Origin of the sequence: Streptomyces coelicoflavus (assembly GCF_045041415.1) — a bacterium.
Classification (GTDB): Bacteria; Actinomycetota; Actinomycetes; order Streptomycetales; family Streptomycetaceae; genus Streptomyces; species Streptomyces coelicoflavus.
In genome coordinates, this window is sequence record NZ_CP108218.1 from 7,583,695 (window position 1) to 7,602,532 (window position 18,838).

The window sequence follows — 18,838 nt, forward strand, 5'->3', positions numbered from 1 at the left end:
GGTCAGCTGCCGAGACGGCGCGCGGTCACCGTGAACTGCGCGCCGTCGGAGTCCCGGAGCACCGCCTCGTCGGCGCTCAGCGAGAGCACGCTGCCGCCGTGCCGCTCCGCGGCGCGGGCGCAGGCGGTGACGTCCTCGACCGCGAAGTGCACCTGCCAGTGCGGCCGCACGGCCGGGTCCGGGGCCGCGCCCAGCGCCCCCGACTCGATGCGGGCCACGACCTGGCCCTCGTGGCGCAGGACCACCTCGTCCCCCTCGTAGCGGACCTCGCAGCAGCCCTGCCCGGACGCCCACTCGAAGATCTCGCCGTAGAAGATCGCGGCGTCGAAGGCGTCACGGGTGTGCAGCCGGATGAAGGCGGGACGCTTGGTGCGCCAGGCGTCCCAGTCCGAGAACAGCTCGCCCTCCCAGACCCCGAACGTCGCGCCGTCCCGGTCGGCGAGCAGGGCCGCCCGCCCCGGCGGCAGGGAGATCGGCCCGACCGCGGCGGTGCCGCCGCGCTCCTGCGCCCGCGACGCGGCCTCGTCCGCGCTGCGCACGGCGAAGTACGGCGTCCAGGCCACCGCCATCTGCCACATCGCGGCGACGGCCGCGATCCCGGCCACCGGCACCCCGTCGGCCAGGGCGATGCGGAACGGCTCGCCCAGCCGGGCGGGCCGCCACTGCCAGCCCAGCACGGCGGAGTAGAACTCCTCGGTGACCTTCAGGTCACGGCTGGTCAGACTCACCCAGCAGGGCGCCCCGTACACGGAGTGCGTGGACAGCAGGCCTTCCCCGCGGGTGGAGGAGGTCATGTCGTGGTTCATGGCAGTCGCGTCCTGGTCTCGTCCACCGGCAGCCACCGGCTGCACACCGGCGTCGTCCGGCCGGGAGTGCGGCGGGCGCCTGGCGAGTACCCCGCACATGGCGCCGAAACGGAGGCCCCGAGGTGACCGTGCCCCCCACCGACGTGCGCCCGAACCCCGGCCCGGGCACCGGTCCGGACCCCGACCCGGACTCCGACTCCGACCAGATCTTCCGGTTGCAGGAGCAGGTGCGGCAGCTCAAGGAGGCGGTGGTCTCGCACGCCGTCGTCGACCAGGCCATCGGTGTGATCATCGTCCTCGGCGGGGTGACGCCGGACGAGGGGTGGATCGTCCTGAAGGAAGTTTCCCAGCATACGAACATCAAACTCCGCAATGTGGCGGAAACGGTACTCATCTGGGGGCGCACCGGAGTGATGCCGCAGGAGATCCTGACCGCCCTGGAGGACCGCCTGGGGCGGCCCGTGTGCGTCGGGGCCGGGCTCAGCGCGCCTCCGCCAGGATCTCCTCGCGTATCCGGTCGAAGCAGCCGGTGAGTAGCCGGGAGACGTGCATCTGGGAGATGCCGAGCTGCTCGGCGATGCCGCTCTGCGTCATCCCTCCGAAGAAGCGCAGGTAGAGGATGGTGCGCTCGCGCTCGGGAAGCGCCTCCAGGCAGGGCCGCACCGCCACCCGGTCCACGACCGCGTCGAAGGCGGGATCGGGCCCGCCCAGCGCGTCACCGAGCGCGTACCCGTCGGTGCCGGGCATCTCCGCCTCCAGCGACAGCGCGGAGAAGCACTCCAGGGCCTCCATGCCGGTCCGCACCTCGACCGTGGTCAGCTGCGCGTGCTCGGCGATCTCCTCGACGGTCGGCGCGCGCCCCGGTGTGGTCTGCGCCAGCTCCTTCGCCGATCTGCGGACCCGGTTGCGCAGGTCCTGGATGCGCCGCGGCACGTGCAGCGTCCACATGTGGTCGCGGAAGTGCCGTTTGATCTCCCCGGTCACGGTCGGCACCGCGTACGCCTCGAAGGCGTGGCCGCGCTCCGGGTCGTAGTGGTCGACGGCCTTCACCAGGCCCAGGGCCGCCACCTGATAGAGGTCCTCCAGGTTCTCGCCGCGGCCCCGGAAGCGGACGGCGATCCGCTCCGCCATGGGCAGCCAGACCCGGATCAGTTCGTCCCGCAGCGCCTTGCGCTCCGGTCCCTCGGTCAGCCCGGCGAGCCGGTCGAACGCCGCGGCCGTGTCGGGGGCGTCGTCGTGCGGGTGGGGCTGGGTTCTGCCGGCGACACGCATCACGCGCACCTCCCTCAGCAGGGGTGCTGGCAAGTCCTCGTATATATGGATACTGAGCGCGATTGCCCCGGACGGCCACTCGAACGGCGGCTCGCCGGTGACCGGGCGGCCGCCCGGTAGCGGGACGTGATGTGCGGCACGCTCCGGGTGATCGCGCGCGCGGGCGCCGGCGGATCGTCCCTGCGCAACGCTTGATCGTCGATCAAAAGGGGCGAAGGCCCTGGCCACAGCGCATTCCGCTCATTTGACAGTGCGATCGGCGCACAGATAGGAAGCAGCGTCGAGAGGTCGAGAGGGGCACCGTGTACGAGCCGAACGTGGTCGGGGACTGGCAGGAGTACGACGAGCACGCCGGCCTGCGGGTCCGTGTCCACCGTCTGGAGCCCGCCGAGCCGCCGCGCGGGCGCGACGACGCCGCCGAGGGGCTCACGTACTTCCGGGTCCGGGTGACCGTGGAGAACCGGGGCGGGCGGCACCTCGGCATCCATCTGGAGGACGGCCAGATCGACGTGCGGATCGGCCCCGAGGGGGAGAGCGCCTTCCTCGACTGGCGCAACTCCCAGTTCATCGAGGGCTTCGACGTGTACCCGCTGCGCCGGGCCACCGCCGTGCTCTACGGAGCCGGCCCGGAGGCGAGCCTGAGCCAGGTGGACGTGCAGGTTCAGCTGAGGGTGGACGAGGAGTGGACCGACCGACGGCTGTGGAGCGGCGCCCTCGGGCTGCCCGACGGGGCCGGCGCCACCCCGTGCGGCACGGTGCGGGACGAGGGCGTGGCGCACCAGGTGAGCGCCTTCCTGCGGGGCCAGTCGGAGGAGGGCACCGGCTGACCCGCCGGGCGGCCGCACTCGGGCCCCGTTCCCCGGGGGCCTGCCGACTGCCGGCACCCTCTGGTGCGCGATGCCGTCGGTGACCTCCCGGGCGTCCTGCCGCAGCAGGGCCACCGCGACCGAGGTGCCCGGGGCCGCCGGGTCCAGCGGGCCCGCCCACGCGTGGGCGTTCAGCCGGGTCTTGCCGTCCGGCATGAAGACGCGGGCCCGCAGCGGGAGTTCCCCGCCGCGGTCCACGCGGGTGTGCCCTGCCATCGGGTCGCCGTCCGGGCCGATGCGCTCCAGGACGGAGACGGCGAGCAGCAGCGCGTCCGCCTCGCCCGCGGCGAGCTTCGCAGGCCGCCGGTCGGCGTTGCCGCGGAAGGGCACGCACCGCAGGGGCGGGTGGGGGCCGGCCGGCTGCGCGACCCGGCGCACCGAGGACGTGCCCACCCGGGTCCCCTCCGGCAGCCCGTCCAGGGTGAGCCCGTCCGGACGGACGAGCGCGTCCCGCACGTCGTCCCGCTTCAGGAACACGGCGAACACCGTGCCGGCGGGCGGCGGCCGGTCGGCGGGCACATCCTTGACGCAGTGAACCGCGGGATCCGCCTCGCCCGACAGCAGCGCGGTGTCGACCTCCGGGGAGGCCGACCCGGCCCGCACGCGCTCGACCTGAGCCGGCGCCATGGGGCGGTCGCCCGACCGGCCCCACCCCTTCCGTTCGCCTCAGGCGTTCGGGTCGAAGGGGATGCCGGACGGCTTGGCGGCGGCCAGGTGGGAGGCGAAGCTGCCGTCCTTGAGGCCGAAGTTGGCGCTGCCGAAGTCGTAGGCACTCAGCTTGTCGCGCAGGCCCGCCGGATAGCCGTTCCAGCCCACCAGGGTCGGGTACTGCCAGGCGCCCTTGTGGTTCTCCGGCGGTTCGTCGCCCGAGGTCGCCAGGCGGAAGCAGTGGGTGCTGATGCCGTCCTTGTGGTAGACGATCTTCGGGTGGGTGCCGTCGAAGCGGACGTTGGAGCGCTCGTGCACGCTGAACGAGCCGTGGTTGGACGTCGACACGTACTGCACGGCGGTGTCCTTCACCCACACCACCACGTGCTCCCAGTCGTGCCGGTGGCCGCCGAGGCTCGTACCGGGCAGGGCCTGGTCCTTCTCGAAGTAGAGGCCGTACATGTAGGCGCACCAGTCGCCGTCGCACTTGGCGCGCGCGTAGCCGTTGGTGTTGTCCAGGTCGGCGGCGTCGCGGCAGTTGCCGTTCAGGGCGCCGGTCGGCTTCAGCCCGCCGTTGACCGCTCCGTCGGCGCCGATGGCCGGGGTCGGGTAGCAGCCGTCGGTGTCGTAGTCGTAGGCGGGCTGGTACGCCCGCTCCAGGCTGTCGGCGTTGCCGGGCAGCCCCGGCGGCGGGGCGGCGAAGGCGGTGGCGGGAAAGGCGACGACCAGGGCGAGGGCACCGAGCGGCACGGCGAGCCATCTGCGGCGGGGCGTTGCGGCGGTACGCGGGAACATCGCGTCCTCCTCGGGGTGGCGCAGCCCAACGGCTGTGGGGGGAAGGGGAGTTCAGGGTCCCCTCTTTTCCCTCGCGCGCCAAGGGCGCACCGGCGTCCCCGCGGTGAAGAGCGGCCCAACACCTGATCCGGCGTCACCCGCTCACACCGGGTCGTCCGGAACGTCCGCGGCGGACTCCTCGGGCGCCAGGTCCGGGCGGAGCCTGAGCCAGGACGGCTGGCGCAGCATGCCCTCGCGGGTGCGGGTGCTGTAGCGGACCTCGCCGACCAGCCGGGGCACGACCCAGCGAGCCCCCGGCACGGACGGCACCGGGTCGAAGGGGCAGACGTCGCTCGCGGCGGCCGCAAGCAGTGCGGCCAGCTCGGACCGCTCGCCCGCGCTCCAGCCGGTGCCGACCCCGCCGACGTAGCGCAGCCGGCCGGCGGCGCGCTGGCCGACCAGGACGGCACCGGGGAGGCCGCCGAACCGTCCCTTGCCGGGCAGCCAGCCGCCGACCACGACGTCCTCGCTGCGCATGTTGCGGATCTTGACCCAGGCACGGGAGCGGACCCCGGGCTCGTACACCGAGTCCAGCCGCTTGCACACCAGCCCCTCGAGACCGTGCTCGCGGGTGGCCCGCAGGGCCTGTTCGCCGTGGCCGACCAGCGCGGCCGGCGTCGACCACGACGGCCCGTTCAGCCCGAGGTCCGTCAGCCGCTCGCGGCGGCCGGTGTAAGGGGTGCGCAGCAGGGAGCGGCCCGCCAGGTGCAGGGCGTCGAACAGCACCAGATGGACGGGGACCCTCGCCGCCCGGTGGGCCGCGCGGGCCGGGGCGTGCGCGAGGCCCATCCGGGACTGGAGCAACTGGAAGTCGGCGCGGCCCCGTTCGTCCAGGGCCAGCACCTCGCCGTCCAGCACGGCCGGGGTGTCGCCGAGCACGGTGGCGAGCGGCGCCAGCTCGGGGTAGGCGGCGGTGATGTCCTGGCCGGAGCGGGCGCGCAGCAGGACGCTCCCGTCGCCGGGCACGTAGACCACCACGCGCTGGCCGTCCTGCTTGGTCTCGTAGGCCCAGCGTGCGTCCTGCGCGGCGGACGGCAGGGTGCCGGGGGTGGCGAGCATCGGAGGGATCAGCGGCAGCTCCACGGGTCAGTACTCGACCCGCCCGGGTGCCGTCACGCGCGTTGCCCGCCAGGTTCGCCTGAACGGCGCCGGTCCCGGGCGGGACCGGCGCCGTCGCGGTCAGCGGGCGGAGGCGGGCTGCGCCGCCGCCCCGTCGACCGGGGCCGGGCCGGCCGACGGGCCGGCCGGACGGTGCCGGGGAATGAAGGACGCGATGGCGGCGGCCAGCAGGGCCGCGCCGGCGCCGATACCCATGACCACCTTGAACGCGTTCTCGGACGGCAGGGCGAAGCCGCCGAGGTCGATCGTCAGCTGGGCCAGGATCACGCCGGCGATGGCACTGGCGACCGAGGTGCCCAGGGACCGCATGAGGGTGTTGAGGCTGTTCGCGGCGGCCGTCTCGCTCGCCGGCACCGCGCCCATGATCAGCGACGGCATGGCCCCGTAGGCGAAGCCGATGCCCGCGCTGATGACGCAGGAGGCCAGGACCAGGTGCCAGACCTCGGCCATCAGCACGATGTTGAGACCGTAGCCGGCCGCGACGATCAGGGCGCCGATCATCAGCGTCACCTTCGGGCCCCTGGACCTGGAGACCTTCGCGGAGACCGGGGCGAACGCCATCATCACCAGGCCGGACGGCGCCATCACGAGACCCGTGGTCAGCAGGGACCGGCCGAGTCCGTAACCGGTGGCCTCGGGCAACTGCAGCAGCTGCGGAAGCACCAGGGACATCGCGAACATCGAGAAGCCGATGGCGACGGACGCCAGGTTGGTGAACAGCACCTGGCGGCGGGCGGTGGTGCGCAGGTCGACCAGGGGCTCCGGGGTGTGCAGCTCCCACCAGCCCCAGACCAGCAGGATCACCACGGCCGCCGCGAACAGGCCGAGGGTGGTGCCCGAGGACCAGCCCCAGTCGCCGCCCTTGGAGATCGCCAGCAGCAGGCTCGCGAGTCCGGCGGCCATGCCGAGACCGCCGAGCAGGTCGAAACGGCCGCCGGTGCGCACCGCCGACTCGGGCACCAGTGCCAGCACCAGCGCCAGGGAGACGGCGCCGAGCGCCCCGGAGAGCCAGAACAGCATGTGCCAGTCCAGCTTGTCCGCGATCAGCGCGGCCGCGGGCAGGCCGAGGGCGCCGCCGACCCCGAGGGAGGCGCTCATCACCGCGGTGGCGCCGGCCAGCCGCTCGGCGGGCAGCTCGTCGCGCATGATGCTGATGCCGAGCGGGATCACGGCGGCGGACAGGCCCTGGAGGGCGCGGCCGGCGACCATCGGGACCAGCTCGTCGCTCAGCCCGCAGACCACCGAGCCGCCGATCAGCAGGATCAGACTGAGCAGGAGCATCCGCCGCTTGCCGAACATGTCGCCGAGCCGGCCGACGACCGGAGTGGCCACCGCGGAGGCGAGCAGCGTGGCGGTCACCGCCCAGGCCGCGTCCGAGGCCGACGCGTCCAGGAGCTTCGGCAGCTCCGGGATGATCGGGATGACCAGGGTCTGCATGAGTGCGACGACGATCCCGGCCAGGGCCAGTACCGCCACCACGGCGTTCGGCCGTGGCGGGGCGGGGGAAGCGGGCATGGAAGAGCCTTTCGAGCGATGAGTGGTGCCACGAGTGTGAGAATCGGAGCGCAAACATTTAAGTCAGTCGCTTGAAGTAGTCTACGGGGTGTGGAGGGGAAGCGCGCCTCCGGGCCGGGCGGCGCCCCAACGCCGCCGCCCCGTAGGCTTCCGTGACAACCCGCCGTACGACGGCGGACCTGCGACGACTCGAGGGACTGGTCGTCGCGGGCCGTGAGGAGTCAGTCCCGGCGCGGTGGTGAACATGGCGGGCAGGACGGGCCGGACGGAACAGGTCAGCGCGACCCGGCAGCTGATCCTGACCACCGCCGAGCGGCTGTACGCCGAGCACGGGGTGTACGCGATCTCCAACCGCCAGGTCAGCGAGGCCGCCGGGCAGGGCAACAACGCGGCGGTCGGCTACCACTTCGGTACGAAGGCGGACCTCGTCCGGGCCATCGCTCAGCACCACTCGGAGCGGGTCGAGGAGCTGCGCGCCCGGCAGCTCGCCGCGCTCGGCGACTCGCCCGACCTGCGCGACTGGGTGGACTGCCTGGTGCGTCCCCAGTTCGACCACCTGGCGGCGCTGGGCAGCCCCACCTGGTACGCGCGGTTCTGCGCCCAGGTCATGACCGACCCGGCGCTGCGGGAGATCATGACCGAGGAGTCCCGCGCCTCCGTCTCCCTGCGGGCGATCATCGTGGGGCGCAACCGGTGCATGCCCGCGCTGCCGGACGAGGTCCGCGCGGAGCGGGGCGACATGGCCCGCCATCTCATCGTGCACACCGCGGAGGAGCGGGAGCGGGCCCTGGCCGAGAACCGCCCCACCCCGCGCGCCAGCTGGCAGGACGCGGCCGACGGCCTCGTCGACGCGATCGTGGGCATGTGGCTGGCCCCCGTCACGCCCCGCGGCTGAGGCGGCGCCCGGCCGCCCCGCGCACCTTACCCTCGAGTAATATCGCGCGGCAGGCCCCCACGAGGAGGAACCGTGTCACGGTCCGAACGCTCACCCCTGCTGCTCGCCGGCCTGCTGGCCACCGCGGGCACCGCCCATTTCGCCCGGCCCCGCCCCTTCGACGCCACCGTGCCGCGCTCCCTGCCCGGCACACCCCGGGCCTGGACGTACGCCAGTGGCGTCGCCGAACTCGCGCTCGCCGCCGGACTCGCCCTGCCGCGCACCCGCAGGGCCGCAGCGCTCACCGCCGCCGCCTTCTTCGTCGGGGTCTTCCCCGCCAACGTCAAGATGGCCTGGGACTGGCGCCACCGTCCCGCTCCGCGGAAGGCCGCCGCCCTCGGACGGCTGCCCGTGCAGGTACCGCTCGTGCTGTGGGCCCGCGCCGTCGCCCGGGACAGCGAGGGCCGGTCATGAGCAGGCCTCCCGCCGTCGGCGACACCGTCGAGGACTTCACCCTGCCGGACGAGACCGGCACCCCGCGCAGCCTGTCCGGACTGCTCACCGACGGCCCCGTCGTCCTCTTCTTCTACCCGGCCGCCCTGACCACCGGCTGCACCGCCGAGGCCTGCCACTTCCGCGACCTGGCCGCCGAGTTCGCCGCCGTCGGCGCCCGGCCCGTCGGCGTCAGCGGCGACCCCGTCGAACGGCAGCAGGAGTTCGCCGGACGCCACAGCCTGGGCATGCCGCTGCTGTCCGACAGCGACGGCGCGGTCCGGGAGCGGTTCGGGGTGAAGCGGGGGTTCAGCCTGGCTCCCACCAAGCGCGTCACCTTCGTCGTCGGACAGGACCGCACCCTGCTGGAGGTCGTCCGCAGCGAACTCAGGATGAACACGCACGCCGACCGCGCCCTCGCCGCCCTCCGCGCTCACCGGGAGTGAAAAGGCCGCCCGCGCCCCGCCCGGGTTGATAGCGCATCGTCCTGGGATGATCCTGGACGGCATGGAGGACTCCTCCGCCACGATGATCGTCGACGCCCGCGGACTGGTGACCGGGTGGAGCGAGGGCGCGCGCCGGCTCACCGGATACCCGGCCGAGGCGGTCGTGGGACGCCCCGCGCGGGAGCTGCTCGCGCGGGACGCGCCCCCCGGCCTCCTGTCCGGCACCGTCCCGGCCGGCACCGCCGTGATCCGCCACCGCGACGGCCACCCGGTGAGCCTGCGGCTGCGGGCCTGCCCGCTGCTGGGCGCCGACGGCGCTGCGGACGGCTGCGCGGTGACCGCCGACCCGCCCGGCGGCCCGGCGCCCGCCCTGATCGACGCCGCCGTGCGGCAGGCCCCCCTGTCGGTGTCCGTCCTCGACCCCGCCCTGCGCTTCGTGCACGTCAACGAGACCACGTGCCGGATGATGGGCAGGCCGGCCGACGAACTGATCGGCCGCCGCCTGTCCGACACGCTGGCGGACTTCGACGGCGACGCCCGGACCTTCCTGCACCACCTGCGCGTCGTCGCCGACACCGGCCGGCGCGTCCAGTACGAGAGCTACTCGCCGGCGCCGGCCAGCACCCGGCTGCACGCCTGGACCGTGGAGATCTGGCCGGTGCACGACGCCTCCGGCGCGCTCACCGCCGTCGCCATGGCCGCGCTCGAGAGCACCGAACAGCACCGCGCCCGCGAGCGGCTGGACCTGCTGAACGCGGCCGGCACGGTCGGCACCACCCTCGACGTCGCCCGCACCGCCGAGGAACTGGTCCAGCTCCTCGTGCCGCGGTTCGCGGCCTTCGCCGCCGTCGATCTGCTCGACTGGGTCCTGGGCACCGACGAACCCCTCGCGACGCCGCCCGAGCACGCCGGACTGCGCCGGGTGGCCCACGTCTCCGCCACCGAGGGCTTCCCCACCCCCGCCGTCCACCTCGGCGGGCACGAGGTCCACCCGTCCGACAGCCCTCCGGCCCGGGCGATGCGGGAGGGCCGCGTCGTGCTCAGCGGCCCCGGCGACCCCGAGTTCGACCGGTGGATGCGCACCCGCGAGGCCGAGGCCCCGCACAACCGGCCCTTCCGCGAAGCCGTCTGCTCGGTCCTGGCCGTGCCGCTGCGGGCCCGCGGCACCACCCTGGGCGTCGCACTGGCCGCCCGGACCGCGCCCCGGGAGCCGTACGCCGTCGAGGACGCCGTACTGGCCGAGGAACTGGCCGGCCGGGCGGCCGTCTCCGTCGACAACGCCCGTCGCTTCGCGCGCGAGCGCGCCACCGCCCTGGCGATCCAGCGCAGCCTCCTGCCCAGAGACCTGCCCGGACAGGCCGCGGTCGAGGTGGCCCACCGCTACCTCCCCTCCGGGTCCGCGGCGGGCATCGGTGGCGACTGGTTCGACGTGATCCCGCTCTCCGGCACCCGCGTCGGCCTCGTCGTCGGCGACGTCGTGGGCCACGGCATCCCGTCCACGGCGACCATGGGACGGCTGTGCACGGCCGTGCGCACCCTCGCCGACGTCGACCTGCCCCCCGACGAGCTCCTCACCCACCTCGACGACCTCGTCACCCACCTCGCGGCCGTCGGCGCGCACGACGGCGGCGACGCGGAGATCGCGGAACTGGGCGCCACCTGCCTCTACGCCGTGTACGACCCCGTGTCCCGGCGACTGGCCCTGGCGGCCGCCGGTCACCCCGCGCCCGCCCTCCTCCTCCCCGACGGCAGCACCCGTACGGTCGCCATGACCGCCGGGCCGCCGCTCGGGGTGGGCGGACTGCCGTTCGAGGCGACGGAGCTGGAACTGCCGGAGGGCTCCGTCGTCGCCCTCTACACCGACGGACTGATCGAGGACCGCGACCGCGACGTCGACCACGCCACCGCGGAACTGTGCCGGGCGCTGGCCGCGCCCGCGACCTCGCTGGAGGCGCTGTGCGACGGCGTGCTCAAGGCCGTACTGCCCGAGGAGCCCGGCGACGACGTCGCGCTGCTGCTGGCCCGCACCCGGGCACTGGGCGAGGACCGGGTGCGCACCTGGGACGTCAGCCCCGACCCCGCCGGAGTGGCGGCCACCAGACGGTCCGTCGGCGAACAGCTGACGGCGTGGGGTCTCGACGACACGGCCTTCGTCACCGAACTCGTCGTCAGCGAACTCGTCACCAACGCCATCCGCTACGGCGAGCCGCCCATCCGGCTGCGCCTCATCCGCCAGGCCACCCTCATCTGCGAGGTCTCCGATGCCAGCTCCACCTCACCCCATCTGCGCCGCGCCCACGCCTACGACGAGGGCGGCCGCGGCCTGCTCCTGGTCGCCCAGCTCACCCAGCGCTGGGGCAGCCGCCAGACGGACACCGGCAAGACCATCTGGGCCGAACAGCCGCTGCCCGCGTCATGACGCGGGCCGCTCCCGTCCCGTGCCGTCCTCCGCGGCCACCCGGGCCAGGGTGCGGCCGGTGCGCGCGGAGCGGGCCCGCCGGGGATCCGGGGTGCCGTGCCCGCGCCCGCCGCCGGCCGTCTTCACCAGCAGCCACGCCGCGTCCTCGCCGGCGCCGCGGTCCGGGCCGCCGCGGAACCGGGTCAGCGCGTACTCCCCGCGCAGCTTGGCGCCGTGCAGCCGGAACCGGGAGTGGCCGTGCGCCAGCGACTCGGCGAAGTCGACCGGCCGTCCCCGGCGGTCGTGGCTGAGCGGCTCGTAGGTGCCGTGGTCCCACACGATGACCGTGCCGCCCCCGTACTCACCCGCGGGGATCACGCCCTCGAACTCCTCGTACTCCAGCGGATGGTCCTCCGTCGGCACCGCCAGCCGTTTGTCGCGCGGGTCCGCCGACGGACCCTTCGGCACCGACCAGGACTTGAGCACGTCGGCCACCTGGAGCCGGAAGTCGAAGTGCAGGGTGCTCGCGTCATGGATCTGCACGACGAAGCGGGGCTCGCCGCCCTCGCCGGGCGACCCGTCCCCCGCGGGCTCACCGGTCCGGCCGAAGTCCCGTTTGCCGTGATAGGCCCGCAGCCCGTCGTCCTCGCCGCCCACCTGACGCTCCTTCCCGGGAGGCCCTCGATCCTCGCCGCCGGGACCGGGTACCCCGCTCAGAACTCCTCGTGCACCTCCGGGTCGCCGCCGATCCGGCGGTGCGCGCGGTCCGCCACCGCGCTCAGCTGCTCGGCGTCCAGTTCGAAACCGAAGACGTCCAGGTTGGCCCGCTGCCGCGCCGGGTCGGCGGACTTCGGGATCGGCACCGCGCCCAGCTGGGTGTGCCAGCGCAGGACCGCCTGGGCGGGCGACACCCCGTGCGCCCCGGCGACCGCGGCGACGGCGGGATCGTCCAGCAGGTCGCTGCCGCGGCCCAGCGGGCTCCAGCTCTCGGTGCGGATGCCCTTGCGCTCGTGGTAGGCGCGCAGCTCGTCCTGCGGGAAGAGGGGGTGCAGCTCGATCTGGTTGACGGACGGCAGGACGCCCGTCTCCCGCTCCAGCCGCTCGATGTGCTCCGCCGTGAAGTTGGAGACGCCCACCGACCGCACGAGGCCGTCCTCGCGCAGCTTGACCATGGCCTTCCAGGAGTCGACGTACTTGTCCACACGCGGCAGCGGCCAGTGGATCAGATACAGGTCGACGTACTCCAGACCGAGACGGGAGCGGGACTCCTCGAACGAGGCGAGCGTCTCCTCGTAGCCGTGGTGCCGGCCGGGCAGCTTGGTCGTCACGACGACCTCCTCGCGGGGGAGACCGGCGGACGCGACGCCGCGGCCGACGCCGGTCTCGTTGCGGTAGTTCGTCGCCGTGTCGATCAGGCGGTACCCCGCCCCGAGGGCCTCGCGCACCGCCCGCTCCGCCTCGTCGTCCTTCATCGGCCACGTGCCCAGGCCCAGGGCGGGGAGTGTGGTGCCGTCGTTGAGCGTGTACGCCGGGATGCTGATCACCGTGGGACCTTCCCTCGACTCTGCGCGGCGGTGTGCCGCCGCCTCCACCCTCGCCCACGCCGGGACCCGTGATCAACCGCACGGCGTGGAACGGCGTCTGCCACGATCGGCGCATGACGACCGACAGGGCAGCGGACAGGGCAGCGGACAGGGCAACAGGCACGGCGACGGACACGGCGACGGACACCCGTACGGCGGCCACCGGGACCGCGGAGATCGAGGTGCGGCCGGCCGCCGGGCACATCGGCGCGGAGATCCGCGGCGTCGACCTGGCGGCGGGCCTCGACGCCGCACAGGTCGCGGCGGTGCGGGCGGCCGTACTGCGCTGGAAGGTGGTGTTCTTCCGCGACCAGCGCCTCGACCACGCCGGCCACGTCGCGTTCGCCCGCCTCTTCGGCGAACCCGTGGTCCTGCCCCGGCGCGGCAAGGCCTCCCCGGCCGGCTTCCCGGAGGTCGAGACGACCGCCGACCGGCTGGAGCTGGGCGGACGGTTCGGGATGGAGCACGACGAGTGGCTGCGGCGCCGGCGCCACACCCTGCTGCGCGGCTGGCACTGCGACCACGGAGCCCGCGTCGACCCGCCGGCCTTCACGATCCTGCGCGCCGAGGCCGTCCCCCCGTACGGCGGCGACACCACCTGGGCCAACCTCGCCGCCGCCTACGCCGGACTGTCCGCGCCCCTGCGCGCCTTCGCCGACACCCTGCGCGCCGAACACCGCCTGGGCGTCGGCTACCAGCCCCGGCCCGGCGACGACGCCTACCTCCGGCACCTCCTCGGCCACCAGACCGCGACCGTGCACCCGCTGGTCCGCGTGCACCCGGAGACGGGGGAGCGGGTGCTGTTCGTCAACGGCTACTACGTCGAACAGATCGCCGGGCTCTCCCGCCCCGAGAGCGCGGCGATCCTGGAACTCCTCGTCGAGCAGGCCACTCGCCCCGAGTACACCGTCCGCCTCCGCTGGGAGCCGGGCACCGTCGCCTTCTGGGACAACCGCGCCACCATCCACCTCGCCCCCGGCGACCACGCCCACCTCGACGACGCCCGCACCATGCACCGGGTGATGCTCACCGGCGACGTTCCGGTGGGTGTCGACGGCACCCCGTCCGAGCCGGTCACGGGCAGCGAGGCGGGCCGCTGGTGAGACCGGCGGCCCGCCCGCGCCGCGTCACCCCAGCGGGATCGTCACCTCGTCCTCGACCGGCGGATCCATCTCTTGCGCCCGGTTGCCCGTGGCGGCGAAGCAGCGCAGCCGGACCGCCTCCGGCGTCACGTCCAGCCGCAGGAAGCACTTGAAGAAGGGCGGGCTGTACGTCGCCGAACCCGGCGAGAACAGCGACGTGTAGATCTTGCGCACGGGCAGCCGGAACCGCTTCCGGCGCTCGGGCCGCCGGGCCGTGCCCAGCAGCCCCGCCACGATCCGGGTGCGCCGGGTGACCCGCGCGGCGTCGCCCGGGGCGCGGCCGGTGCGGATGCCGAGGCGTTCGGCGATCACGGCCGTCGCCTCGGCCTCCGTGAGGGTGAAGAAGCGGCGCAGCCGCAGCCGGCGGCCGTACAGGGCACTGTAGAAGGCGAGCGAGTCGCCGCGCAGCGGATAGGAACGGAAGTCGTCCTCGCAGACGCCGGCCACCGAGACGCGCGGGATGGTGTGGGTGGCGTGCATGAACGCGCCGCCGCCGCCCGCCACGACGTACTGCACGGTGCGCCCGCCCACGTCGACCGGATAGCGCTGGTAGTTGTGGATGTCGCCGCCGATCGCCGCGACGTAGTGGTGGGCGGGGTCGCGCACGATGTCGTCGACCGTGCCGCCGCCCTCGATCGGGCACGGGTGGTGCTCGCCGTCCACGTACAGGGGCGAGCCGGTGACCAGGATCTTCGGCCGGTCGCCCCGCGACACCTCGCGCAGCCAGGCGCCCTGCTCGGCGTCGACCGTGCCGAGCAGCCCCGTGTCGATGCCGACGATCCGCACCGGACCGGCGTCGACGGCCCAGTACGGGCCCGGCTGGACGGCCTGCTGGGCGGGGGCCGGGCGCAGCTTGCGGGCCTCGTCCAGGTGCCGGCCGTCGTCCGGGCGCGGCCGGTGCCACAGCAGGGACCGCAGCCACGCGGGCGTGAACGGGCGCGGCGCGGGCTCCGGCGGCAGGGGCGGGGCGTCGTCGCAGAAGACGCGCATGAAACCGCCGAGGTCCTCGTACCAGTCGTGGTTGCCCGGTATCGCGTAGACGGGGGCCTGGTAGTCGGCGTAGGGGCGGAAGAACTTCGTGCCGTAGTCGTCGGCGCTGCCCACCGGGTAGATCACATCGCTCGCGAGGACCGCGAACCGGGTGTCCCCGCCCGCCCGCAACAGCCCGGGCACGACGGCGTACTGGGGATCGTCGCCCTCTCCCGTGTCGCCGATGACCAGGAAGGAGAACCGGTCGGGGTCGTCCCGCCGGATCACCTTGCCGGCCGGCGCCCCGGCCGCCGCCCGCTGCGCCACCCAGCGGGAGCGGGTGCGGCCCGTGGGGTCCCCGAACCAGGAGGCCAGCACGCCGTTGCGGGCGGCCCACAGTGTTGCCGGGCTCAGCCAGGACAGTTTCTCGGTGCGCTGCGGCATGAGCGCCCGGTAGGCGCCGGGCTCGGCGGAGCCCCAGCCGGCGCCTTCGGCGGAATCACGTGAGGAGTTGGACACCCCGGCACGGTAACAACGTCCGGCCCGGGGGCCGGACGGGGGCGGGCCGCCCAAGTCCGGCTCCACACGGGCCGTTTCGCGCACGTCCGGGTCAGAAGGTCCGCTTCAGGAGGCCGAGCAGGGCGTCCCAGTGGCGTTCCGCCGCCTTCTCGTCGTACGCGGAGGTGTCGGCCTGGGTGTAGCCGTGGTGCGCTCCCGGGTAGACCTCGCAGCGGTGGGTCACGCCCGCCGCGGTCAACGCCGCCTCCAGGCGCTCCTGCTGCTCGGCGGGCATGCCCGGGTCGTCGTCGGCATGGGCGAAGTACACCTCCCCGGTGAGGCGTCCGGCCACCAGGTGCGGGCTGTCCGGCGCCTCGGTCGCCAGGTTCCCGCCGTGGAAGCCGGCCGTCGCCGCGACCCGGTCGGGATACGCGCCGGCGGTACGCAGGGCGAGGGCGGCGCCCATGCAGTAACCGGCCACCGCGACCGGTCCGCCGGCCGCCTCCGGACGGCCGGCCAGCCACCGCAGGTACGCGTCGGCGTCCCGTTCCACCTGATCGGGCGTGAGCGCCCGCATCATCGGGCCGAGGCGCTCGAAGATCCTCGGCCGCGACGCCTGGTCGATGAACTCGGGCAGTGCCACGACCGGTGCCCGACCCTCCCGGTACAGGACGTTGGGCACCGCCACGGTGTACCCGGCCCCGGCCAGCCGGTCGGCCATGGCGCGCAGGGACGGGCGCAGCCCGAAGCCGTCCATGTACAGCAGGACCGCGGGGTGCGGTGCCCCGTCGGCCGGGTGCGTCAGATAGGCGTCGGCGGTGCCGTCGCCGGTGGGGATGTCGACGTCGGTTCCCTCTACTGCGGTCATCCGGAGTTGCGCCCTTCCCTCGGTCTCTCGGTCTCTCGGTCTGTCGGTCTGTCGGTCTGTCGGTCTCTCGGTTGTTCCGTGGACGGCGCCCGCTACTCGAACCGGGACGTGTCGCCCGCGCCGCGCCGCACGATCTCCGCCTCGCCGCCGGAGAAGTCGACGACGGTGGTCGGCTCGGTGCCGCAGTCCCCGGAGTCGACGACGGCGTCCAGCACGTGGTCGAGCCGGTCCTTGATCTCCCAGCCCTGCGTCATCGGCTCCGCCTCGTCCGGCAGCAACAGCGTGCTGGACAGCAGCGGTTCACCGAGTTCGGCGAGCAGGGCCTGGGTGACGACGTGGTCGGGGATGCGCACGCCCACGGTCTTCTTCTTGGGGTGCTGGAGCATGCGCGGCACCTCCCTGGTCGCCGGCAGGATGAAGGTGTAACTGCCGGGGGTCGACGCCTTGATCGCCCGGAACACGTCGTTGTCGATCTGCACGAACTGGCCCAGCTGCGCGAAGTCCTGGCAGACCAGCGTGAAGTGGTGCCGGCTGTCCAGATTGCGGATCGACCGGATGCGGTCGACCCCGTCGCGGCTGCCCAGCCGGCAGCCCAGCGCGTAGCAGGAGTCCGTCGGGTACGCGATCAGCGCACCGGAGCGGACGCTGTCGGCGACCTGGGCGATGCTGCGCGGCTGGGGGTTGTCGGGGTGCACGTCGAAGTACTTCGCCATTCACCGAGCTTATGCCCGTCCGGCCGCCCCGCCCGACAGGCCCGGCGGATCCCGCCGCCGGCTCCGCGACAGGCCCGGGCACAGGGCCATGGGGTAACGTCCCCGACCTGGGCCGGGGACGAGGCGAGACGAGGAGAAGGCCGACGTGGCGGGCCGAGAGGACGAGGAACGACAGCGCACATCCGGGGCCGGCGAGCATGCGGGATGGGCACGGGAACTGCTCGAGCACCTGCGGCCGGCCGGACGCGACCTGCACCGGGTCGTGGCCTGGCTCGCCGGCACCGCGCACGCGACGGTCTCGTTGCAGGACGGCACCGGCCGGCTGCTGGCCGGCACACGCCTGCCGCTGGACGAGGGACTGGTCGCCGACGTCACCTCCGGCCGGATCGCGTCGGCCGCACTGGAGGACCGGGGCCGCCATCTGCGGCTCGTCCCGGTGGAGCGGTCCCACCCGGCGCGGGCCGCCGTCCTCGCGGTGGCCCGCGCCACACCGTTCGACCGGCGCGTTGCCGACATCGTCGCGCACACCGCCCAGGTGATGGAGCTGCTGCTGGCCGGCCACGAGTCGACCGCGGCCGGGCACCGGCTGCGGCGGGCCACCGCCGACCTGCGCCTGGCCATCCTGCAACTGCTGATGGTGGAGGACACGGTCTCCGCCCGGCGCGTCGCCGCCGGACTCTGGCCGGGCCTCCTCGACACCGACACGGCCTGCGTGTACGTCGTGGAGAGCAGCCCCGCCGAACGGGACCGCCTGGCCGAGGAGTGCGTGTCGGCCACGGAGGAACAGGCCCTGGTCGTACGGTGCCCGGCGGTGGACGGCCATGTGATCGTCCTCGCCCCGCGCGACACGGCCGGGCGGGAACTGCGCTCGCTCGTCGGCCACCGTCCCGGCGTCTTCCTCGGCGGCAGCGCCCCGCAGGGCCTCGCCCGTACCGCGGCCGCCTACGGCCAGGCCGTCAGTGCCCTCGCCGTGGCCCGGTTCCACCCGCAGAAGGCGGCCCTGTACGCCGAGCGGACCCGTCCCGAGCGGCTGATGGACCCGGCGGAGCTGCACGACTGGACGGCCGGCGTGCTGAGCCCGCTCGACACCCTGCCGCACCACACGCGTGCCGAGCTGCTGGCCACCACCCGGCTCGGCCTGGAGTTCACCGCCGTCAACACGGCGAAGGTCCTCGGCGTCAGCCGCAACACGGTCCGCGCCCGCATGGACCGGGTCGAGTCGCTGCTGCGCACGGACTTCGCCGACCTGACCGTCCGGGCCGCCGTCCACCTCGCCCTGAACTCGCAGGTGGGGCTCGCCGAACCCCCGCCCGGCGCCGGCGCACGGACCGGAGCCGCCCGGCTCACCGGCCTGCTGTCCGGGCCCGCGCTGCGCACCTGGGCCGTCGACCTGCTCGGCCGGCTCGACCCGGACGGCCGGGACCTGCGGCGCACCCTGCGCACCTGGATCGCCGCCGGCGGCAACGCCGAGCGCGCCGCGCAGAAACTCGGCATGCACGCGCAGACCGTGCGCGAGCACGTCCGCAGCGCCGAGCCCGTCCTCGAACGCGAGCTGCTCGCCGCCGGCAGCGACCTGTACGAGGTCGTGCTGGCCCACCTGGCGACCGGTGACCTCGACCAGCCGCTCCTGCACGGGACGAAACCGGGCCATCCGGACTCACCTGTGCACGACTGAGTCCTTCGGGCCCGGCAGCGGGCATCGGCACGATTCACAACGGCGGAGCCGTCCACGTAGGTTCGACGGGCAGGGGGCACGACCGGAACGGGGGACCGGTCGCGCCCCCTGGGGCCGGTG

Annotated in this window: 18 protein-coding genes and 1 pseudogene; 8 read left to right on the forward strand and 11 right to left on the reverse strand. The window is 74.2% G+C overall.

The genetic code is table 11. From position 1 onward, the window contains the following. Positions 1-2: 2 nt before the first annotated feature. Positions 3-806, reverse strand: a complete 804-nt coding sequence (locus OHA99_RS34170; RefSeq protein ID WP_194280209.1) for a VOC family protein — start codon at positions 804-806, stop codon at positions 3-5. Between the two features lie 128 nt (positions 807-934). On the opposite strand from OHA99_RS34170, the gene OHA99_RS34175 reads away from it, so the two are divergent. Continuing rightward, positions 935-1,339, forward strand: coding sequence for an ANTAR domain-containing protein (locus tag OHA99_RS34175; protein WP_381501862.1), 405 nt, complete (start codon positions 935-937; stop codon positions 1,337-1,339). On the opposite strand, the gene OHA99_RS34180 is transcribed toward OHA99_RS34175, so the two are convergent. Then, entirely contained in the window at positions 1,287-2,078 is a 792-nt protein-coding gene (locus tag OHA99_RS34180; protein WP_153182107.1) for a SigB/SigF/SigG family RNA polymerase sigma factor, read from the reverse strand. The genes OHA99_RS34175 and OHA99_RS34180 overlap by 53 nt on opposite strands. A 302-nt stretch (positions 2,079-2,380) precedes the next feature. Between OHA99_RS34180 and OHA99_RS34185 the strand changes: the two genes are divergently transcribed. Next, positions 2,381-2,905: a hypothetical protein gene (locus OHA99_RS34185; protein WP_381501842.1), complete on the forward strand. Its 525-nt coding sequence runs from the start codon at positions 2,381-2,383 to the stop codon at positions 2,903-2,905. A 63-nt stretch (positions 2,906-2,968) separates the two neighbouring features. On the opposite strand, the pseudogene OHA99_RS34190 reads toward OHA99_RS34185, so the two are convergent. The 4 genes and pseudogenes from OHA99_RS34190 to OHA99_RS34205 form a co-directional block, all read right to left on the reverse strand. Beyond that, positions 2,969-3,571, reverse strand: a pseudogene (locus tag OHA99_RS34190) (hydroxymethylbilane synthase); the annotation flags it as partial. A gap of 39 nt (positions 3,572-3,610) precedes the next feature. Then, on the reverse strand, positions 3,611-4,387 hold the full coding sequence (locus OHA99_RS34195) for an NPP1 family protein (RefSeq protein WP_153181294.1): 777 nt from the start codon (positions 4,385-4,387) through the stop codon (positions 3,611-3,613). A 141-nt stretch (positions 4,388-4,528) separates the two neighbouring features. Continuing rightward, positions 4,529-5,509 carry an ATP-dependent DNA ligase gene (locus OHA99_RS34200; RefSeq protein ID WP_405698667.1) on the reverse strand — a complete coding sequence of 327 codons (981 nt, stop codon included), beginning with the start codon at positions 5,507-5,509 and terminating at the stop codon, positions 4,529-4,531. Between the two features lie 96 nt (positions 5,510-5,605). After that, positions 5,606-7,060, reverse strand: coding sequence for an MFS transporter (locus OHA99_RS34205; RefSeq protein WP_366473663.1), 1,455 nt, complete (start codon positions 7,058-7,060; stop codon positions 5,606-5,608). Positions 7,061-7,304: 244 nt separating this feature from the next. On the opposite strand from OHA99_RS34205, the gene OHA99_RS34210 reads away from it, so the two are divergent. From OHA99_RS34210 to OHA99_RS34225, 4 genes are all read left to right on the forward strand, one after another. Beyond that, entirely contained in the window at positions 7,305-7,955 is a 651-nt protein-coding gene (locus tag OHA99_RS34210; RefSeq protein WP_007446502.1) for a TetR/AcrR family transcriptional regulator, read from the forward strand. A 72-nt stretch (positions 7,956-8,027) separates the two neighbouring features. Next, on the forward strand, positions 8,028-8,408 hold the full coding sequence (locus tag OHA99_RS34215) for a DoxX family protein (protein ID WP_381501848.1): 381 nt from the start codon (positions 8,028-8,030) through the stop codon (positions 8,406-8,408). Then, entirely contained in the window at positions 8,405-8,872 is a 468-nt protein-coding gene (locus OHA99_RS34220) for a peroxiredoxin (RefSeq protein WP_153181297.1), read from the forward strand. Before OHA99_RS34215 ends, OHA99_RS34220 begins: the two co-directional genes overlap by 4 nt. A 61-nt stretch (positions 8,873-8,933) precedes the next feature. After that, complete coding sequence (locus OHA99_RS34225) at positions 8,934-11,291, forward strand: SpoIIE family protein phosphatase (protein ID WP_405699044.1); 2,358 nt, start codon at positions 8,934-8,936, stop codon at positions 11,289-11,291. On the opposite strand, the gene OHA99_RS34230 is transcribed toward OHA99_RS34225, so the two are convergent. Beyond that, positions 11,286-11,927 carry a DNA polymerase ligase N-terminal domain-containing protein gene (locus tag OHA99_RS34230; RefSeq protein WP_405698670.1) on the reverse strand — a complete coding sequence of 214 codons (642 nt, stop codon included), beginning with the start codon at positions 11,925-11,927 and terminating at the stop codon, positions 11,286-11,288. The two genes, OHA99_RS34225 and OHA99_RS34230, sit on opposite strands and share 6 nt — an antisense overlap. A gap of 56 nt (positions 11,928-11,983) precedes the next feature. Continuing rightward, positions 11,984-12,814 (reverse strand): aldo/keto reductase, encoded by an 831-nt coding sequence (locus tag OHA99_RS34235; RefSeq protein WP_153181300.1) that lies wholly within the window; start codon positions 12,812-12,814, stop codon positions 11,984-11,986. Between the two features lie 113 nt (positions 12,815-12,927). Here OHA99_RS34235 and OHA99_RS34240 point away from each other — a divergent pair, with 113 nt between their 5' ends. Continuing rightward, complete coding sequence (locus OHA99_RS34240; protein WP_405698672.1) at positions 12,928-13,956, forward strand: TauD/TfdA dioxygenase family protein; 1,029 nt, start codon at positions 12,928-12,930, stop codon at positions 13,954-13,956. A gap of 24 nt (positions 13,957-13,980) precedes the next feature. Here the strand turns inward: OHA99_RS34240 and OHA99_RS34245 are convergent, their stop codons facing one another. The 3 genes from OHA99_RS34245 to OHA99_RS34255 all read right to left on the reverse strand — a co-directional run bounded on the left by OHA99_RS34245 (position 13,981) and on the right by OHA99_RS34255 (position 17,043). Continuing rightward, on the reverse strand, positions 13,981-15,483 hold the full coding sequence (locus OHA99_RS34245) for a metallophosphoesterase family protein (protein WP_405698673.1): 1,503 nt from the start codon (positions 15,481-15,483) through the stop codon (positions 13,981-13,983). A 91-nt stretch (positions 15,484-15,574) separates the two neighbouring features. After that, positions 15,575-16,330, reverse strand: a complete 756-nt coding sequence (locus tag OHA99_RS34250; RefSeq protein WP_366473669.1) for a dienelactone hydrolase family protein — start codon at positions 16,328-16,330, stop codon at positions 15,575-15,577. A gap of 92 nt (positions 16,331-16,422) precedes the next feature. Then, positions 16,423-17,043 carry an L-threonylcarbamoyladenylate synthase gene (locus OHA99_RS34255; protein ID WP_194280210.1) on the reverse strand — a complete coding sequence of 207 codons (621 nt, stop codon included), beginning with the start codon at positions 17,041-17,043 and terminating at the stop codon, positions 16,423-16,425. Between the two features lie 145 nt (positions 17,044-17,188). On the opposite strand from OHA99_RS34255, the gene OHA99_RS34260 reads away from it, so the two are divergent. Beyond that, positions 17,189-18,718: a helix-turn-helix domain-containing protein gene (locus OHA99_RS34260; protein WP_153181304.1), complete on the forward strand. Its 1,530-nt coding sequence runs from the start codon at positions 17,189-17,191 to the stop codon at positions 18,716-18,718. Positions 18,719-18,838 lie beyond the last annotated feature (120 nt).